This is a genomic window from Sphingobacterium sp. JUb56 (assembly GCF_014191365.1).
Taxonomy (GTDB): Bacteria; Bacteroidota; Bacteroidia; order Sphingobacteriales; family Sphingobacteriaceae; genus Sphingobacterium; species Sphingobacterium anhuiense.
Window position 1 is genome coordinate 4,551,818 of record NZ_JACHWL010000001.1, and the last position, 17,337, is coordinate 4,569,154.

The following is a 17,337-nucleotide window of genomic DNA, read 5'->3' on the forward strand; positions in this document are numbered from 1 at the left end:
AATTACAAATTGGTCACTATAATTAAATCCAGATCTTTGGCTGTCATTTCAAATTTTGAAGCAATATCCTTATTGGTCAATATTCCCTGGTATAAGTAGGTTGCACTTCTAATTCCTGCACTTTTCCAAATGACATTTTTGACACCTCCCTGCTCAGCAATATCAAGTAGTATTGGTGTAAAAATATTTGTTAATGCATAGGTTGCAGATCTCGCCACCCGAGAAGCAATATTAGGGACACAATAATGAATGACATCATATTTTCTAAAGGTCGGTGTATCATGTGATGTGATATTTGAAGTTTCAAAACATCCCCCTTGATCAATGCTTACATCTATAATAACAGAATTAGGTTTCATTTCTGAAACTGTTTCTTCAGAAATGACACAAGGAGTTCTCCCATTTTTTGAGCGTAAAGCACCGATGACCACGTCGCAGGTTTTCACAGCTTTGTTCAAAATTGTAGGTTGGATAATAGATGTGTATACCCGACTTCCTAGATTATTTTGGAGACGTCTTAATTTATAAATGGAATTATCAAAAACTTTCACTTGTGCACCCAGTGCAATAGCAGTCCTTGCCGCATATTCTCCAACTGTTCCGGCACCTATAATGACCATTTCTGTCGGCGGAACACCTGTAATACCTCCCAACATTAAGCCTTTACCACCAAAACTATTACTTAAATATTCAGAAGCGATTAAAGTTGAAGTAGCCCCAACAATTTCTCCCATTGCTCGGACTACTGCCAAACAGCCCCCCTCATCGCGCAGATATTCGAAAGATAAAGCAGTAATTTTTTTTTGAATAAGCGCTCTCAGAACAGGTAGCTCTAATAATGAAGGCTGTAGTGAAGACATCAATATCTGATTTTGCTTCATCATTCCAACTTCCTCAAAAGTGGGTGCGCATATTTTCACAATACAATCCGCTTGATAAACTTCCTCGGCAGATGAGACAATACGAGCACCTTGTTCACTGTAATGATGATCCAAAAAATTAGATCCTAAACCGGCACCGGTTTCCATAATAACTTCATGGCCATTTTCTACCAAAAGACCGACTGACAGTGGTGTCAAACAAATCCTTCTCTCCTGAAATGCAATTTCCTTGGGTATACCAATAAACAATCTTTTTTCCCTAGAAGCAGTCGCTGATAAAGTCTCTTGTGGCTGTATCATTGCTTGACTTGCCAATTTACTTAAGTCACTCATTTATTTTCATGCATTACTTTTTAAATTTACTACTTTTATTTAAGCTAAGCAAAAGAAATTAAGCACTTATATGCCTAGCTGTTTAGAAAAAAAGTTACATTTGTCCAACTAAGCACTAAAACAAAACTATGTTTAATAAACTTAATATTGTTCCACGTTGGATTATTTTTGTATTAGATATCTTTACGGCAATATTTGCCTTTACCTTGGCAAATATCATCTATTACAGTTTTGATTTTGCTTTCATAAATACATCTGAATTTGCGATCAGACTGATTTATGCAATGGGTGTCACAGCAACTTCCTTTTATTTATTTAAGATGCACACGGGCATTATACGCTATACCAGTGCTGTTGATTCCATTCGAATTCTTACAGCAATTGTATTCGCAGTACTTGTTTTCTTCGTTATCAAAACGGTATTACTCGCAACTGGAGATCAACACACTCTACCTGGCTCACTCATTATTTTATATGCCTTATTTTGTTTCTTATTGCTCACGACATACCGAACATTTATTAAAATATTCTTTGTTTATACAAAAAATATAAGAAGTGACAGACGCAATACGTTGATCTACGGCGCTGGCGACCTTGGTATTGCCGTTAAAAGAACGTTAGATCACGATACACGTTCCAAAAATGCCATTGTCGGTTATCTAGATGACAATGAACAAAAAATCGGAAAAGTAATTGATGGAATTAAAATTTTTGACCCGAAGAAATTAGGACAGGTTATTATCAATCTGAACATTGAAGAGGTCATCATTGCTTCTCACAATATCCCCTTAGAATCTAAAAATGATATCATTGACATCTGCCTTGAGAAGAAGGTGACCATATTGACTTTACCTTCTGTCAAGAAAATCATGAATGGGGAGTTAAATCCAAATCAGATTCAAAAAATAAAAATTGAAGACCTCCTTGAACGAGCTCCAATAAAGATAAGCAATGACAACATTTTAAATCAGTTAAAAGGCAAGCGTGTTCTGGTAACCGGTGCTGCTGGTTCTATTGGAAGTGAAATCGCGAGGCAGTTGGGCAAATTTGAACCACAGATGATTATTTTGTGCGATCAAGCAGAATCACCTTTGCATAACTTACAGCTGGATTTACAGGACGAGTTTCCATTACAGGTTTATCATTCATTTATTGGTGACGTACGTAGTATTGACCGTATGAAACTCATGTTTGAAACTTTCAAACCGCATTATGTTTATCATGCTGCAGCTTACAAGCATGTTCCGATGATGGAGAACCATCCTTTAGAGGCAGTACACACAAATGTTGTTGGCACTAAAAATATCGCAAATCTTGCGGTTGAATATGGTGCGGAAAAATTCGTGTTTGTGTCAACAGACAAAGCGGTAAACCCGACAAATATTATGGGTGCAACGAAAAGGATTGCTGAGATATATGTCCAATCCTTCAACCACTTTTTACAAAGTAATGAGCATGTCAATGCTAAAACCAAGTTTATTACGACGCGCTTTGGCAATGTATTAGGCTCAAATGGATCTGTTATACCACGTTTTCGAGATCAAATTGAAAAAGGAGGTCCCGTAACCGTTACTCATCCCGAAATAACGAGGTATTTTATGACAATTCCAGAGGCCTGCCAATTGGTATTAGAGGCTGGATCGATGGGAGAAGGTGGTGAGATTTTCGTTTTTGACATGGGCAAATCTGTTAAAATCATCGAATTAGCGAATAAAATGATCAAACTTTCTGGTTTTATTCCAAATCAAGATATCGAAATTAAGTTCACAGGCTTACGTCCCGGAGAAAAACTTTACGAGGAGCTACTGAATGATTTAGAGAACACAATGCCAACGCATCATAAAAAAATTATGATTGCAAAAGTTCGGGAAAACGATTTTCAACAGGTTAATCATCACCTTGAGAACTTAGTAACCGGTATTAAACAGCAAAATAAGCATAATGTTGTTTTAGAAATGAAAAGGATTGTGCCAGAATTTAAAAGCCAAAATTCAATCTACGAACAGATAGATAAAGAAATTGAGGCAGAGAAAGACTTAATTAATAGAGTTTAACGTTTATTATAATTACAAAAGCTTGCATATTTACCGTAAAATTGTATTTTTGCAATCTATATTTTTTCATTGAATCATAATGTCTAAAAATCAAAACCAAAATAACGCTGGACAAGCGAATAAACCTTCACAAGGTTCATCTTTTCAGGACAATCAAAAAAGCATCACTTTTATCGTCGGTGGTATTTTTGTGTTAATTATATTGTATTTTGGATATCAAAAACTTTATCTACAACCGAGAGCTGAGAAAGCAGCGAACGAAATATTTAAAGCTGAAGAATATGCTGCAATAGATTCATTACAAAATCGTGCTATTGAAGGAGACGGTTCTTTTGCAGGATTTAAAGAAATTGCAGATGAATATTCAAATACAAAATCTGCAAACATTGCAAATGCATACCTAGGTGGCTTGTATTTACGTCAAGGAAAGTATAATGAAGCGATCGAAGCTTTAGAAAATTATTCGGCAACCGGAAGTCCAATTCTAGACCCATTGGTTACTGGATTGAAAGGTGACGTACATTCAGAATTGAAAGATTATAAGAAAGCAGCTGGATTTTACAAAGAAGCAGCTGATAAATCGGCTAACTCTTATACTACTCCATTATTTTTGAAAAAATTAGGTTTAGTTTACGAAGCGCAGAATGAGTTCAAGCAAGCTGAAGAAACGTATAAAAAAATAAAGACTGATTTCCCTGAAAGTCAAGAAGCAGCTATGATCGATGGTCTTATCGGTCGTGTTCAAGCGCATTTGTAGAATTGACTCAAATACACATAAAAAAAGGTTGCCCAAAAAGGCAGCCTTTTTTTATGCTATATATTTCTCATATGAGCTATTATGACAGCTAAAATACGTTGCAATAACGTCACTCCAATTATAATTGAAATAACTACAAAGCATTTCCTGGAAACAATTACCAATGCATAAATTTACGTTGATATGAGCGCAATTATATTGTGTTTCTAAGCAAATTTATCTAAGTTTGTTCTACATATGGCAAGTAGTATTAAAAATTTATCGGACTTTTCACACATTACAGTTGCAAACGCAAATCCTTTTAAATTTGGAATTGTTGTTGCACAATGGAATGCGGAAATAACTGGGGCTCTTTTAAATGGTGCAATTTCTGGTCTAGAAAAGCATGGAGCACAAGAAGAAAATATAAAAATCATCGAAGTACCGGGTAGTTTTGAATTAATAACGGGTGCAGATATTTTGTTACGTGATGATTCATTTGATGCAATCATTTGCTTAGGCTGTGTGATTCAAGGAGAAACACGTCATTTTGATTTCATCTGTGACGCGGTTGCCAATGGCATCAGTAACGTCGCATTAAAATACAACAAGCCTGTTATTTTTGGGGTATTGACAACTGACAATCAACAGCAAGCATTGGACAGAGCGGGTGGCAAGCATGGGAATAAAGGTGAAGAAGCAGCAATCACTGCTATTCAGATGGCACATATTAGTGCGCAGTATTAATATGTCTTTTTTTTAATTTAAAAAAATAAGAGCTCTAAACACGAGAGCCAGACAAAAGCTATTCAGATCAAAACTTGGCTAGCGAAATGCAAACAAGAATAAGATAATATTGTTATCACTATAGTATTTGATCGACTTCAGTGTCTTGTATAAGATATTGAAGTCGATTTTATCTTTTATAAAGATCTATATTTTATATAATGAAGACTATACTAAAAATTGCTTTCTTATACATCATCATGCAAATGAATGCTGTCTTGGGAATAGCACAAGAAAGTAATATACAAATGAAGCTGGAATCCTCCATAGGAGGAATTGAAAACTGGCAGAATACTAAATTTCTCTTATTCTCCTGCACAGGGAATGATAATGCGAATCTGCTTAACAGCTCTTCCGACAGATCATTATTATGGAATAGAGAAACTGGAGAATGCCGCTTTGAAGGACAATCAACAAAAAATGAGAAGCTGGTTTATTTATTCAATTTCAAACGCAAACAGCCCCTTAAACTCTTTGTTAATGCTGTTGAGATTAAAACCATAGAGACGGCTCTGCAACGCGACATTCAGCAACAGGTCAATGAAGACCTAAAGCTCTTGTTATTGCCGCTAATAACAGAATTAAAAGGTATAAACTTCACTGATATAAAAGTAAAACTTTTGAATAATGAGAAATTGTTGAGCACGTTTGTTAGCTATGATGGGAGTTTCTATGACGGTCCTATAAAAGGAAATTTACTCATCAATGAAAATACGGGTGAGATAAAAGCTTTTGAAAACACCATAAGTATGGTCAATTATCAGGTTGATCAATATAAAGATGCAGGTTCTGGCCTAAAGCTTCCAACTTCGTTTATCGCACTAAACAATAAAAAGAAAAGCTGTACATTTACAACTGTTTCTACATTCGAACACGTAGAAGCTTCAAAATTTACTGAATTATAATATGATTAACTGGATTCCTCTTGATAGTTTAGACCAACTACAGGAAATATTGGGTAGTGAGCAGGTCACTGCAATTTTTAAACACAGTACTACCTGTGGCATTAGCGGTATGGCGAAGAAAAACTTTGAACGCTTTGCTAATTTAACAGATAAGTCTTACGATGTTTATTATTTAGATTTATTAGCTTTCCGAGAAATTTCGAATCAGATTGCTTCCATTTGGCATATCGAACATCAGTCGCCGCAGCTCTTGATTATAAAAGGCAAAGCATGTCTTTTCAATGCATCGCACGGAGATATTGATTTCGATGATCTTGTCACTTATATAAAATAGAAAAAGCTACTAAGTAGCTTTTTCTATTTTATATGTATTTATTTACTTTGTCCATCATCTTCCCACCAATCTTCTTTCAAATCATCAATCTCACGACGGTCTCTTTTAGTGGGTCTGCCAGCTCCCCGATCTCGAGTTAAAATTGGAGCATGGAATGCCGATTTATAAGCGGTTGTCTCCTCTTCCGGAGTTTGATCTTCATAAAACTGTACGGCCGTCTTCGCATCAACTCTTCTTTCAAGAAGTCCTAGAACTTTTACGATCTTACGTTCGATTCCTTTTTGAACCTGATAGATATCCCCTACTTTAACAACGTAGGAAGGCTTAATATTCTGCCCGTTCAATTTTACCCGCCCAGCCTTACAGGCCTCAGTAGCCAGACTACGTGTTTTAAAAAGACGTATTGACCACAAATATTTATCGATTCGAAGTTTTTCAGTTTCTGTTGCCATTTGTACAAAAATAGTCATATTGACTTAAAATCTGCTCATTATCCATTATAAATTGAACAAATTTTAACATATTTGTCTTCAATAAAAAGAACTGATAATTTTTGAATTATAAAAGATGCCTGAACAATTAAAAAAACTTATCGAAGATGCCTGGGAGGATAGACAACTTCTAGAATATAAAGAATATGCGGAAGCAATTCGTACTGTGATCTTAAAACTTGATGCTGGTGAATTGAGAGTCGCTGAGCCAATCGGTACGAGATGGCATGTTAATGACTGGATTAAAAAAGCTGTAATCTTATACTTCCCGATCCGTGAAATGAGTGAGTCTTCTGCAGGTCCATTCGTTTACTACGATAAAATGAAATTAAAGACGAACTACAAAGAAATTGGTGTTCGTGTTGTACCTGGAGCATCTGCTCGTTTAGGTGCATATCTAGCTAAAGGTGTAATTTTGATGCCTTCGTATGTCAATATCGGAGCATATGTTGGTGAAGGCACTATGGTCGATACTTGGGCTACTGTGGGTTCTTGTGCACAGATTGGCAAAAATGTTCACTTAAGTGGCGGTGTAGGTATTGGTGGTGTATTAGAGCCGGTACAAGCTGCTCCGGTTATTATCGAAGACAATGTTTTTGTTGGTTCTAGAGCAATCGTTGTAGAAGGTATCCGTGTTGAAACTGAGGCTGTTTTAGGTGCTAATGTGGTATTAACGGCATCCACTAAAATTATTGATGTATCGGGCCCTGAGCCAGTGGAATACAAAGGTTATGTACCTGCTCGTTCGGTTGTTATCCCTGGTTCTTACACCAAAAAATTCCCTGCTGGTGAATATCAAGTTCCTTGTGCACTTATCATTGGTAAACGTAAAGAGTCTACAGACAAGAAAACATCTTTAAATGATGCTTTACGTGATCACAACGTAGCTGTATAATTTCCTAATTAAAATAAAAAATGAGTCAATTTGTAGATAGAAACGATATTAATCAAGCTTTAGAAGTTCTCAAAAATGGCGGTTTGATTTTATACCCAACAGATACGATCTGGGGTATTGGTTGCGATGCCACAAATCCTGAGGCTGTGGAGAAGGTTTTTCAGTTAAAAGGAAGAGCAAAGGAAAAAAGCCTTATTATTCTACTACATAATGACAATCAATTGGCAAGTTACGTTACTGAAATTCCAGAAGTAGCTTACCAATTGATTGAATACACAGAGAAACCATTAACTATCGTGTACTCTGGAGCTAAAAACTTAGCTCCAAATGTTATAGCAGAAGATGGTTCAATCGGAATTCGTATTGTTAATCACGACTTTTGTCAACAGCTTTTACAACGTTTTAGAAAACCGTTGGTATCTACCTCTGCGAATATTAGTGGCGAAGATTCGCCAAAATGTTTTGATGATATCTCTGAAGAGATTAAAAATCAAGTGGATTATGTTGTTCAGTTTGGACAACATACTAAAAGTGACGGGAAGTCATCAAGTGTGATGAAGTTAGATCCTAGCGGGAAGTTTGAATTTCTACGAAAATAAGATCAGTATGAAAAAATTACTATTACTTGTTGCTTTAGCCTTTGGTATTTCTTGGAACGGCCAAGCTCAACAAAAAGAAATTACTCCTGCAGAAATTGGTGTACAATATGGTAAAAAAGTGGATAAGTCTAATGCTATTACAGTTGACAAACTTGAAAAATCATTAGAAAAATCACCTAAATTCACCGGTAAAGTCACTGGAAAAGTTATTCAGGTCTGCACCAAAAAAGGGTGCTTCTTGACACTTCAAAGAACGGGTGACAAAGAGCCTATTACAGTACGCTTTACTGATTACAGTTATTTTGTACCTGCTGATTTAGTTGGTAAAAATGTGATTGTAGATGGTTATGCCAAAGTAAAAGATACGACAAACGAAATCACTTTTGTTGCTGATGGCGTATTAGTTGTTAAATAGATCGTTTAATAAATTAAAGGAGGTCATTTTCATTAACGAAAATTGACCTCTTTTTAATTTTAGCATTTATTAAATAAGCTTGATACATTTGTACAAGATGAAAATGATCAAAACTACCCCTGCGCAATCCATCAATTTAAAAGGTCGCATCATGACATTTGACCGTCCCGTCATCATGGGAATTTTAAATGTTACTCCGGACTCCTTTTTTGATGGTGGGCAAAATAATAAGAATATTGAACAAATACTGATCAAGACTCAGGCCCTTTTAGATGCTGGAGCCGACATCATTGATATCGGTGCATATTCCTCTCGACCTGGAGCCACATTAATTACTTCACAGGAGGAACTAGATCGAGCACTACCTGCTGTCCACGCTATTTCAAACACATTTCCTGACGCGATACTTTCAATAGATACATTCCGTGCCGATGTTGCTGCGGCCTGCGTACATGCCGGCGTACATATGATCAATGACGTCTCGGGAGGTACAATTGATCCAAAAATGTTCCCGACAGTTGCAAAATTGCAAGTGCCTTATATCTTGATGCACATGCGTGGCATTCCCGAAAATATGCAACAATTAACTGCCTATCAGGATATCGTCACAGATGTCGCTACATATTTTGGTGAGAAGATTGCTACATTAAGAAAATTGGGCGTCAAAGATATTATACTGGATCCAGGTTATGGTTTTGCAAAAACAATTGAACAAAACTACGAGTTGCTATATCGGGTAGATGAACTTCACTATTATGGGCTTCCTATACTTGGTGGTATATCCCGAAAGTCAATGATCTATAAAAAACTTGGTCTAACTCCACAAGAAGCACTAAACGGAACAACAGTTCTCAATACACTTCTCCTGACTAAGGGTGTACAGTTACTTCGTGTGCATGATGTAAAAGAAGCCAAACAGATTGTCGATCTATTATTTCAATAGTAAATTGATTAGAAAATAAAAAGGAGCCGATCAGCTCCTTTTTATTTTCTAATATCTTTTCAAAAATCTATAAAACATCCATCAGCTTTTCAAAAGCCATTCCACGGGATGCTTTCAGTAATATTGTTGCATGCGAAATCGGATTGCTCAATAAAGCGGCTTTCGCATCACTTGTTGTTTCGAAAAATTCTCCACCTACATCTTGATGCTCATAAAATGCTTTACCGACAAAGATCAAACTCGCTCCAGAAATGGTTTTCGCCAGTTCCACCACTTTTTTATGCTCATAAGAAGATTCTTCACCTAATTCAAACATATCTCCCAGTATAACAACTTTATGAGTTGCCTCAATGATACGCATATTTGTTAATGCCGCTTCCATACTCGTTGCATTAGCATTATAATAATCACAGATCACTGTATTACGATCTGTCTTTGTTATCTGAGAACGGTTATTTGTTGGTTTATATTCTGAAATAGCGTTATTGATAAGGGTAAGAGGCACATGAAAATAATGTCCAAGAGCTATCGCTGCCAAAAAATTCTCCGTATTATAAGAACCTGCTAACTGCGTATCGGCATGAAATATCTCTTCAGATTGTTGAAGATGCCATTCAATCTGTAATAATGGATCTGCTTTAATCAGCCTTCCAATAATAGCATTTGACTCGGAAAAACCATATTTAACTACTTTATCAATATGCCGTTGCTCAGCCATTTCTTTAAGAAAAGGATTATCTCCCTGTAAAAATAACGTTCCTTGATTAGCTTCCAACCAGTCATAGAGTTCACCTTTTGTTTTCTTTACCCCTTCAAAGGAACCAAATCCCTCTAAGTGTGCTTTACCTACATTTGAAATCAGACCATGAGTGGGTTCGGCAATCCTGCATAAAAAATCAATTTCACCAATATGATTAGCTCCCATTTCGATGATTGCCATTTCAATACTATGGTCTATCGCTAATAAAGTCAATGGAACACCAATATGATTATTTAAATTTCCTTTTGTAGCATAAGTTTTATATTTTTTGGACAGAACGGCATGCAGCAACTCTTTCGTCGTTGTCTTACCATTAGTGCCCGTTACACCAATAAAAGGAATATTCAATTGTTTACGATGAACGTGTGCTAACGCTTGGAGAGTTTCTAAAGCATCTTCTACAAGTATAAATCGATCATTTTTTTTATATTTCTCTTCGTCAATGACGACATAAGCGGCGCCCGAAATCAAGGCTTGCTCCGCAAATTCATTTCCATTGAAATTTGATCCCTTTAAAGCAAAAAAAATCGAATCTGGTAGAATATTTCGTGTATCCGTGGATATACTGGGGTGTTGTTTGAATAAGTTATACAGTGCTTGCAGTTCCATTCTTAAAAACTTTTACTTGATTACCTCAATAGTAGCAATCATCAAACAAATATAATAATTTAGAGTTCTATAAATCAGCACAAAAATTTCAAATAATCCTTAATCCCAATCAACGTAGGCTATTCAGTTTATCGCAACATAAATATGCGTATGCTCAAAAGTATGGAGATACAAATAATTACATGTGGGACTACTTTGTAAATATAAGGGAATATCAACTGATTCCTTATAATTCATGCAGATATAACAGTGAAAATGAGGATGTCGAAATGATCCAGATGGATTGACACAATTATAGTATGCAACCGTAAGACAACAGCTGATCATGCTTTCTGTTTTTAACATTAGGCACATCATGCTGGTATAAATCTAATCAATCTTTGAAAACGTTTGCGTAAAAATAAGATGCTGATTTTGCTCTACCTAATATTATAAGCATTAACTTTAAAATATATCTATTATAATTCTTCGACACATACTGCACTGATCCAGTTGCATAAAGATGATCATATAGATTCATAAAGTTACAGTAACAACAAACTTATATTTCTATTATCAAAATAGAAAGAATAGAGTAAACCAAATATGAACAATAATAAACCAACAAAGTACCGCTGGAGTGTTTGTGCTCTCCTATTTTTTGCCACCACTATAAATTATTTAGATAGACAAGTCTTATCCTTAACATGGAAAGATTTTATAAGCCCTGAATTTCATTGGACAAACAATGACTACGGTAATATAACAGCACTTTTCTCAATCTTTTATGCCGTAAGTATGCTCTTTGCAGGTCGGTTTGTCGATTGGATGGATACAAAAAAAGGCTTTCTTTGGGCGATCGGCATTTGGTCAGTTGGTGCTATTATTCATGCTTTTTGTGGTATCGCTACTGCGGGACAGTTAACAGGTAACTGGTTTCTAAATTTTGAGGAGTCGAAAGCAGTAATTGGAACAATTAATGATGTCGGTTTAGTAATCAGTACGAGTGTTACCCTATTTATTTTTGCCCGCTTTGTATTAGCAATAGGTGAAGCTGGAAACTTTCCTGCGGCCATAAAGGCAACTGCAGAGTACTTTCCAAAAAAGGACCGGGCATTAGCGACCAGTATATTTAATGCCGGTGCGACTATTGGTGCACTAGTGGCCCCCATCACCATTCCAACCATTGCAAAGTATTATGGATGGGAAATGTCTTTTATTATTATTGGTGCTTTGGGTTTTGTATGGATGGGATTTTGGGTATTCATGTACAAAAAACCAGAAGAGCACCCTAAGGTTAATGAAAGTGAGCTACGCTATATTCTGCAAGATTCAGCTCATCATACCGAAGAACAAAAATCTAATGAGAAATTAAAAGTATCTTTTTTGGAGTGTTTTAAACATAGACAAACTTGGGCTTTTGCCTTTGGAAAATTTATGACAGACGGTGTCTGGTGGTTTTTCCTATTTTGGATGCCCGCCTATTTAAGTGCTGTTTATAATATAAAATCATCTGATACAGAAGGACAATTAGCAATTTTTGTTTTATACATCATTACTTTATTCTCAATCTACGGAGGTTATCTTCCGACCCTATTTGTCGAAAAAAAGGGTATGAATCCGTATGAAGGTCGAATGAAAGCGATGTTAATTTTCGCATTTATTCCTTTGATCGTTTTATTTGCACAGCCCTTAGGTTATATCTCCTATTGGGTTCCTGTCATTTTTATTGGAATTGCTGGTGCTGCACACCAATCCTGGTCTGCAAATATCTTTTCTACTGTTGGAGACATGTTTCCGAAAAAAGCTATTGCCACTATTACCGGTATCGGAGGATTAGCAGGAGGCTTAGGAGCCTTTATTATTAATAAAATATCAGGTGTTCTTTTTGACTATGCTAAAGAAACTCAACTGAAATTCATGGGATTTGAAGGTGAACCAGCTGGATATTTCATTATCTTCTCATTTTGTGCGGTCGCTTATCTTATTGCGTGGGCAGGAATGAAAGCATTAGTTCCTAAAATGAAAATTGTAGAATTATAATAAATAACACAAACAGTGGAATCAACATCGAAGGAAACTCCGTAACTTCAACGTTAGAATATTATTTACAGGAGGGATATTCTATCCCTCCTGTATTTTTTTCGGTCTGGAATAAGTCTACGAACACGAACTCCATACAGATCTTAAATTGACCATGTATCAAGCACACAGCTGCTCATTAATTTTCTCTCAAAATAGCAGCAAGCCATCTTATATTTAATAGCGAGATAAAATAGTGAGATTATCCGAATACTGTTGTAAACAGGTATGATCTGAGTGATGATATTGCAAAAAAAACCGCAAGTATTTTCATACTTACGGTCAACATATTACATAAACATTGAAACTATCTATTATTGGGCACGCTGTTTTTCTTCATTATCCGTGCTCTTTTTCTTAGTCACATTTTTCAAATTTCCAAACTTATAAGAGTAGGTTAAACGTGCCACTCTTCGGTCCTGATTCTGTCGGATCTTTGTATTGAAAGATGAGAAATTCGTTGATAGGTTTTGATTACTGGTATTAAAGACATCGGAGACTGCGAGTTTAAGCGAACTTCTCTTGTCTTTAAAGTTTTTAGTAAAGCCAATTTGTCCATCCCAACGACTTTCCAATTTATAAATGTTATAAGTAAAAGGTGAAAAGTAGCGTAGATTCATCTCTGCAGACAATGAAGGTGACAGCTTAAATGTACTCATTGAATTCACCTGAAAAAGGAAACTTGAATTGTTTACCACCGCTCCTGCAATAGCTCCGTCAAAATTCATATATACAGCCGTGATATTGTTGTAGGAAGACCAGAACTTTGCAATCTGAACTGGCATACTTAAATTCAAAAATGCCGAATTATTTTTTCCTAGATTTTCACGCGTTACCCAAGTTGTTTTCTTAATTGAATCTTGGCCCATACTTTCCACGATAGCATCGGTCTGCGCATTGTAACCCAATGTAACCGTATATTTCTTATATAAAGTATAATTCAAATTCAACTCATTTGCATACTGTGGATTTAAGTAAGGATTACCACGCTCAGAAGTGTACTTATCGATAAAGTAATCAAAAGGATTGAGTTGTCGATAATTAGGTCTTGTGATCTTACGTGAATATCCCAAAGAGAAAATATGGTTTTCATGCGCATCGTAACTCAAATTAGCTGATGGGAATAGATCAAAGTAATTACGTTTAACCTGTTTATTTTCTGTAATGGAGTGTCCATCAGACAGTGTATATTCCCCTCTTAAACCGGCCTTAATACCCCATTTACCAATCTGGTTATCATAATCAAAGTAACCTGCGGCAATTTGCTCTTTATAAACAAAATGATTTGATCTATTGACGATATTTGTCCAGACATTATCCAGTTGCTCTTCAAACAGAAGATTATTATCAGATTTCACATTTGAATACTTCACGCCGGTTTCTATATTCGAGGTTTTATTCAGCGGTTGATTATAATCCAGTTTTGCGACGTATATATCAATTCCTATTGGCATCTCACTTCGCAATAGTTCTGGATCACGTATCAATTGATCGTTTTGATTAAACAATCTATTATCATAATCAGCCTTTTTACTATTTTTGAATTTACTCCAATCTAAATCCAGTACCAATTTTTTACCTGTCGAGTCGATCTTAAACTCATTATTGAAATTAAGTGAATAACGATTAAAACCCTCTTTGAACTGTGTCATAGAGATCAACGTCGAATCAATTGTCGTTAAAGGTCCAATGAGAGATTTACTATCGTTATCATTAAGCTCCACATTATTGCTTCCGTTAAATTGTAAAGACATCACATTCCGATCGGAAGTTTTCTGCTCTATGCCAAATTTGTATGTATGCGTACGATCTTTAATATGCAGATTTGATTTTTGATCAAATAAAGTCTCGATGCCGTCATTAGAAATGATACGCTCTATATTTAGTCTGTTGACATATTTATCATCACTATAAGAATAAGATCCAAAATAGGTTGTATTATTCTTTTTGTAATTTAAAGATAAGGCCGAATTACCTCTAAACTTCTGTCCTAATCCTGCTGTGGCAGAGAAATTACCATTAAATCCCTCCATCTTATTTTTTTTCATCACGATATTGATCGTTCCCACAGCACCTTCTGCATCGTCCCTCGCACTACGTGATTTGATTACTTCAACAGATTTGATCTGATTTCCATCAGTACTTTTCAAAAGCGTGGTCAATTGTTCTCCAGTCATATAAGTTTGTCGGCCGTCGATAGTAACCTTTACTCCAGACTGCCCCATTAACTGCAGATTATTGTCGTTGTCCAAACTAACTCCAGGAGCGCGCTGTACGATATCGAGTCCATTATTACCCGCAGCTAAAGGCGAATTCTCTACATTTAAAATCAATTTCCCCTGTTTATTTTCGACTAATGGCCTCTTGCCTTCGATCGTCACCTCAGCTAAGGCATTTGTACTGGGACTCAATTTCAAATCTGCAATCTGTTGCTGTGTTTTATTAAAAGCAATAACTGCAGATCGGGATACACTGTACCCGATCATTCTTGCTTCCACATAATAAGATCCTGCAGCAACATTTTCAAAAGCATATTGCCCATCTTCTTTCGTAATTGCTGTTTTTAAGATAATATCATTAGTACTATTGATCAGATAGGCTGTAACTGCGCCCATGGGTTCATTTTTTTCATTTACGATCTTACCCGATATTCCAATAGCAGCCCAAAGCAGTTGGCTACTGATTGCAAATAAGATTGTTAATAATAGTTTCATTTTCATTGTATTGTTTAGGTTGTTATATTCAAAATAGGTGTAATGAATAATTAGTATGCGGTTATCGTATAATGTTACAGTTTGCGAGTTTTATTAAAATAATAGGTGCTAAGCACCTATTATTTATTTTTTCTTTCCTTTTGTTTCAACCACCACACCAGTAGGAGAAATACTGATAATGGTATCTTTTCTGCTAACTGCAGTATCTACAGTTACCACATTTTCATCCGTCTCATCTTCCGCTTCAGGTGCAAATTCAGATTTTTCAGGTAGAGCACATTTCAAACCCAGATTTGTCATTACCCATTCCGTTTCTTTAATATCATCATTTTCATAACGCTCATAGCATTCCCAGTAAGATATATCTGCATAATTGCGCTCTAAATCCCTGTTCAGCATTACTTTTGCACCAACTGGAAGGTAGATCGTAACATTCACTTTTTGATCTCTATACAATTCTTTCTCACCTAATTTAAAGTGGCTATCAAAAATAATGTTTGCGCTATCCTGAACGGCTTTATAATTGATTGCAGACGCACGTTTAGTTGCCAAATTATAATTAGCTCCTTTTGCCGAATACTCATATTTGATATAAGGCATTTGCGTTGAATCTACCCTTTCAAATCGAATTCGGATATCATCCTGAAGATATTCGGATAAGTTAGTACCTCTGATTTTTAGATTTGAACGGCCGTGATCTCCATTTATTTTGATGACACGCACATCACGGGCATTGATACGATAGATAGATCTTGGAGCCAAAGGTTTTTCTTCTACGATCATACTTTCTTCTCTAAAATCTTTAGCCACCGAACCTGCATAATAGATAATGCTACCTAAAGAAATTAACCATACTAGAAATAAAGAAGTCGTTAAGTAATTATTCATCGGCTTGCGGTCAAACAACAAGCGAATAATGAGGTAAAATAAACCTGCAAATGGAATTGCAATAGCCAAGAATGCTGCCGTTAATGCCCATGGAGCCTGCAGAGGATCGATTAAATTTAATGGTTCAATAATCCCGCGGTCCGTTACGCCTGCTATACCCAAGCTAAAAAAGATCAAGGCAATTAACAGCGATATTAAACTTAAGCCTATTGAAAAAGCAACGATCAGACCGATCACTTTTGCAAAGATTTTAATGATCTCTCCAAATGCTGTTCCAGCATTTTCTACACCTCTATTGAATGTGTTGCCGGCACCAGAAAAATTCTCTTTTAGACCGCTCAATTCCTCTTCAAAACTTCGTTTAAAATTCTGGATATTAGGCGACTCTCCGCGCATTTCCATACGATCTGCTCTGGTAATTGCGATTGGCATTACAATCCACAAGATAATATACACCAGAAATCCTGAACCGAAGATTACAACGAATAACACAAATAAAAGTCTAATCCATCGAGCCTCTATGCCAAAATAATGTCCCAGACCACTACACACACCACTGATTACCTTATCTTCTGGATCACGCATCAACTTTTTACCCGTACGAAAAGTGCTGTATGCCTGATTTGTTTTTTGATCTGAATACTGTTGATCCGTATCGTTGATCTCAAAATCACTCACACTTCCCATCTGTGCGATGACGGCATTGACATCATCCATATTCAGTACTTCTTTGATTCCGAGTTGAATCTTCTCTGTAAACATCTCTGCAATACGATTTTCGATATCTTCCAAAATCTCTTTGCTGTCTTCCGAACTTCCGAAATGCTTTTTAATATCAATCATATAATTGCGCAACACATCATATGCGTCCTCTTCTATATGAAAAACGATACTATTTATATTGATAATTATAGTCTTGTTCATGGTATTTAT

Annotated in this window: 15 protein-coding genes; 10 read left to right on the forward strand and 5 right to left on the reverse strand. The window is 36.0% G+C overall.

What is annotated here, in order from left to right; translation table 11 throughout:
* Positions 1 to 2 precede the first annotated feature (2 nt).
* Complete coding sequence (locus tag FHR29_RS19415; protein ID WP_021191874.1) at positions 3 to 1,214, reverse strand: alanine dehydrogenase; 1,212 nt, start codon at positions 1,212 to 1,214, stop codon at positions 3 to 5.
* Between the two features lie 128 nt (positions 1,215 to 1,342).
* On the opposite strand from FHR29_RS19415, the gene FHR29_RS19420 reads away from it, so the two are divergent.
* The 5 genes from FHR29_RS19420 to ytxJ all read left to right on the forward strand — a co-directional run bounded on the left by FHR29_RS19420 (position 1,343) and on the right by ytxJ (position 6,029).
* The gene (locus tag FHR29_RS19420) at positions 1,343 to 3,268 is read left to right on the forward strand and encodes a nucleoside-diphosphate sugar epimerase/dehydratase (protein WP_132771627.1); all 1,926 of its coding nucleotides are present in this window, start codon (positions 1,343 to 1,345) and stop codon (positions 3,266 to 3,268) included.
* Positions 3,269 to 3,347: 79 nt separating this feature from the next.
* Positions 3,348 to 4,025 carry a tetratricopeptide repeat protein gene (locus tag FHR29_RS19425; RefSeq protein ID WP_132843478.1) on the forward strand — a complete coding sequence of 226 codons (678 nt, stop codon included), beginning with the start codon at positions 3,348 to 3,350 and terminating at the stop codon, positions 4,023 to 4,025.
* 237 nt (positions 4,026 to 4,262) lie between these two features.
* Positions 4,263 to 4,751, forward strand: a complete 489-nt coding sequence (gene ribH, locus FHR29_RS19430; protein WP_021191877.1) for a 6,7-dimethyl-8-ribityllumazine synthase — start codon at positions 4,263 to 4,265, stop codon at positions 4,749 to 4,751.
* A 200-nt stretch (positions 4,752 to 4,951) separates the two neighbouring features.
* Positions 4,952 to 5,695: a hypothetical protein gene (locus FHR29_RS19435; RefSeq protein ID WP_183916353.1), complete on the forward strand. Its 744-nt coding sequence runs from the start codon at positions 4,952 to 4,954 to the stop codon at positions 5,693 to 5,695.
* Position 5,696: 1 nt separating this feature from the next.
* Entirely contained in the window at positions 5,697 to 6,029 is a 333-nt protein-coding gene (gene ytxJ / locus FHR29_RS19440) for a bacillithiol system redox-active protein YtxJ (RefSeq protein WP_132843474.1), read from the forward strand.
* 38 nt (positions 6,030 to 6,067) lie between these two features.
* Here the strand turns inward: ytxJ and FHR29_RS19445 are convergent, their stop codons facing one another.
* The gene (locus FHR29_RS19445; protein ID WP_021191880.1) at positions 6,068 to 6,481 is read right to left on the reverse strand and encodes an RNA-binding S4 domain-containing protein; all 414 of its coding nucleotides are present in this window, start codon (positions 6,479 to 6,481) and stop codon (positions 6,068 to 6,070) included.
* 115 nt (positions 6,482 to 6,596) lie between these two features.
* Here FHR29_RS19445 and FHR29_RS19450 point away from each other — a divergent pair, with 115 nt between their 5' ends.
* From FHR29_RS19450 to folP, 4 genes are all read left to right on the forward strand, one after another.
* Positions 6,597 to 7,415, forward strand: a complete 819-nt coding sequence (locus FHR29_RS19450) for a 2,3,4,5-tetrahydropyridine-2,6-dicarboxylate N-succinyltransferase (RefSeq protein WP_132771631.1) — start codon at positions 6,597 to 6,599, stop codon at positions 7,413 to 7,415.
* Positions 7,416 to 7,435: 20 nt separating this feature from the next.
* Positions 7,436 to 8,014, forward strand: coding sequence for an L-threonylcarbamoyladenylate synthase (locus FHR29_RS19455; protein WP_132771632.1), 579 nt, complete (start codon positions 7,436 to 7,438; stop codon positions 8,012 to 8,014).
* 7 nt (positions 8,015 to 8,021) lie between these two features.
* Entirely contained in the window at positions 8,022 to 8,429 is a 408-nt protein-coding gene (locus FHR29_RS19460) for a DUF4920 domain-containing protein (protein WP_132771633.1), read from the forward strand.
* A 97-nt stretch (positions 8,430 to 8,526) separates the two neighbouring features.
* A complete protein-coding gene (gene folP, locus FHR29_RS19465; protein WP_183916355.1) occupies positions 8,527 to 9,372 on the forward strand; it encodes a dihydropteroate synthase in 846 nt (281 codons plus the stop codon).
* Positions 9,373 to 9,439: 67 nt separating this feature from the next.
* Here the strand turns inward: folP and murF are convergent, their stop codons facing one another.
* Positions 9,440 to 10,741 (reverse strand): UDP-N-acetylmuramoyl-tripeptide--D-alanyl-D-alanine ligase, encoded by a 1,302-nt coding sequence (murF, locus tag FHR29_RS19470; RefSeq protein WP_183916357.1) that lies wholly within the window; start codon positions 10,739 to 10,741, stop codon positions 9,440 to 9,442.
* 585 nt (positions 10,742 to 11,326) lie between these two features.
* On the opposite strand from murF, the gene FHR29_RS19475 reads away from it, so the two are divergent.
* Entirely contained in the window at positions 11,327 to 12,763 is a 1,437-nt protein-coding gene (locus FHR29_RS19475) for an MFS transporter (protein ID WP_132771636.1), read from the forward strand.
* Positions 12,764 to 13,116: 353 nt separating this feature from the next.
* On the opposite strand, the gene FHR29_RS19480 is transcribed toward FHR29_RS19475, so the two are convergent.
* Both FHR29_RS19480 and FHR29_RS19485 read right to left on the reverse strand, forming a co-directional pair.
* Positions 13,117 to 15,516, reverse strand: coding sequence for a TonB-dependent receptor family protein (locus FHR29_RS19480; protein ID WP_260292236.1), 2,400 nt, complete (start codon positions 15,514 to 15,516; stop codon positions 13,117 to 13,119).
* 123 nt (positions 15,517 to 15,639) lie between these two features.
* Positions 15,640 to 17,328: a PspC domain-containing protein gene (locus FHR29_RS19485; RefSeq protein ID WP_183916361.1), complete on the reverse strand. Its 1,689-nt coding sequence runs from the start codon at positions 17,326 to 17,328 to the stop codon at positions 15,640 to 15,642.
* Positions 17,329 to 17,337 lie beyond the last annotated feature (9 nt).

Bases quoted from the DNA above. Each gene is read 5' to 3' on its own strand.
- FHR29_RS19425 (WP_132843478.1), top strand. From the start codon at position 3,348: ATGTCTAAAAATCAAAACCAAAATAACGCTGGACAAGCGAATAAACCT.
- ribH (WP_021191877.1), top strand. From the start codon at position 4,263: ATGGCAAGTAGTATTAAAAATTTATCGGACTTTTCACACATTACAGTT.
- FHR29_RS19455 (WP_132771632.1), top strand. From the start codon at position 7,436: ATGAGTCAATTTGTAGATAGAAACGATATTAATCAAGCTTTAGAAGTT.
- folP (WP_183916355.1), top strand. From the start codon at position 8,527: ATGAAAATGATCAAAACTACCCCTGCGCAATCCATCAATTTAAAAGGT.
- FHR29_RS19450 (WP_132771631.1), top strand. From the start codon at position 6,597: ATGCCTGAACAATTAAAAAAACTTATCGAAGATGCCTGGGAGGATAGA.
- FHR29_RS19435 (WP_183916353.1), top strand. From the start codon at position 4,952: ATGAAGACTATACTAAAAATTGCTTTCTTATACATCATCATGCAAATG.
- FHR29_RS19445 (WP_021191880.1), bottom strand. From the start codon at position 6,481: ATGGCAACAGAAACTGAAAAACTTCGAATCGATAAATATTTGTGGTCA.
- ytxJ (WP_132843474.1), top strand. From the start codon at position 5,697: ATGATTAACTGGATTCCTCTTGATAGTTTAGACCAACTACAGGAAATA.
- FHR29_RS19485 (WP_183916361.1), bottom strand. From the start codon at position 17,328: ATGAACAAGACTATAATTATCAATATAAATAGTATCGTTTTTCATATA.
- murF (WP_183916357.1), bottom strand. From the start codon at position 10,741: ATGGAACTGCAAGCACTGTATAACTTATTCAAACAACACCCCAGTATA.
- FHR29_RS19415 (WP_021191874.1), bottom strand. From the start codon at position 1,214: ATGAGTGACTTAAGTAAATTGGCAAGTCAAGCAATGATACAGCCACAA.
- FHR29_RS19460 (WP_132771633.1), top strand. From the start codon at position 8,022: ATGAAAAAATTACTATTACTTGTTGCTTTAGCCTTTGGTATTTCTTGG.
- FHR29_RS19420 (WP_132771627.1), top strand. From the start codon at position 1,343: ATGTTTAATAAACTTAATATTGTTCCACGTTGGATTATTTTTGTATTA.
- FHR29_RS19480 (WP_260292236.1), bottom strand. From the start codon at position 15,516: ATGAAACTATTATTAACAATCTTATTTGCAATCAGTAGCCAACTGCTT.
- FHR29_RS19475 (WP_132771636.1), top strand. From the start codon at position 11,327: ATGAACAATAATAAACCAACAAAGTACCGCTGGAGTGTTTGTGCTCTC.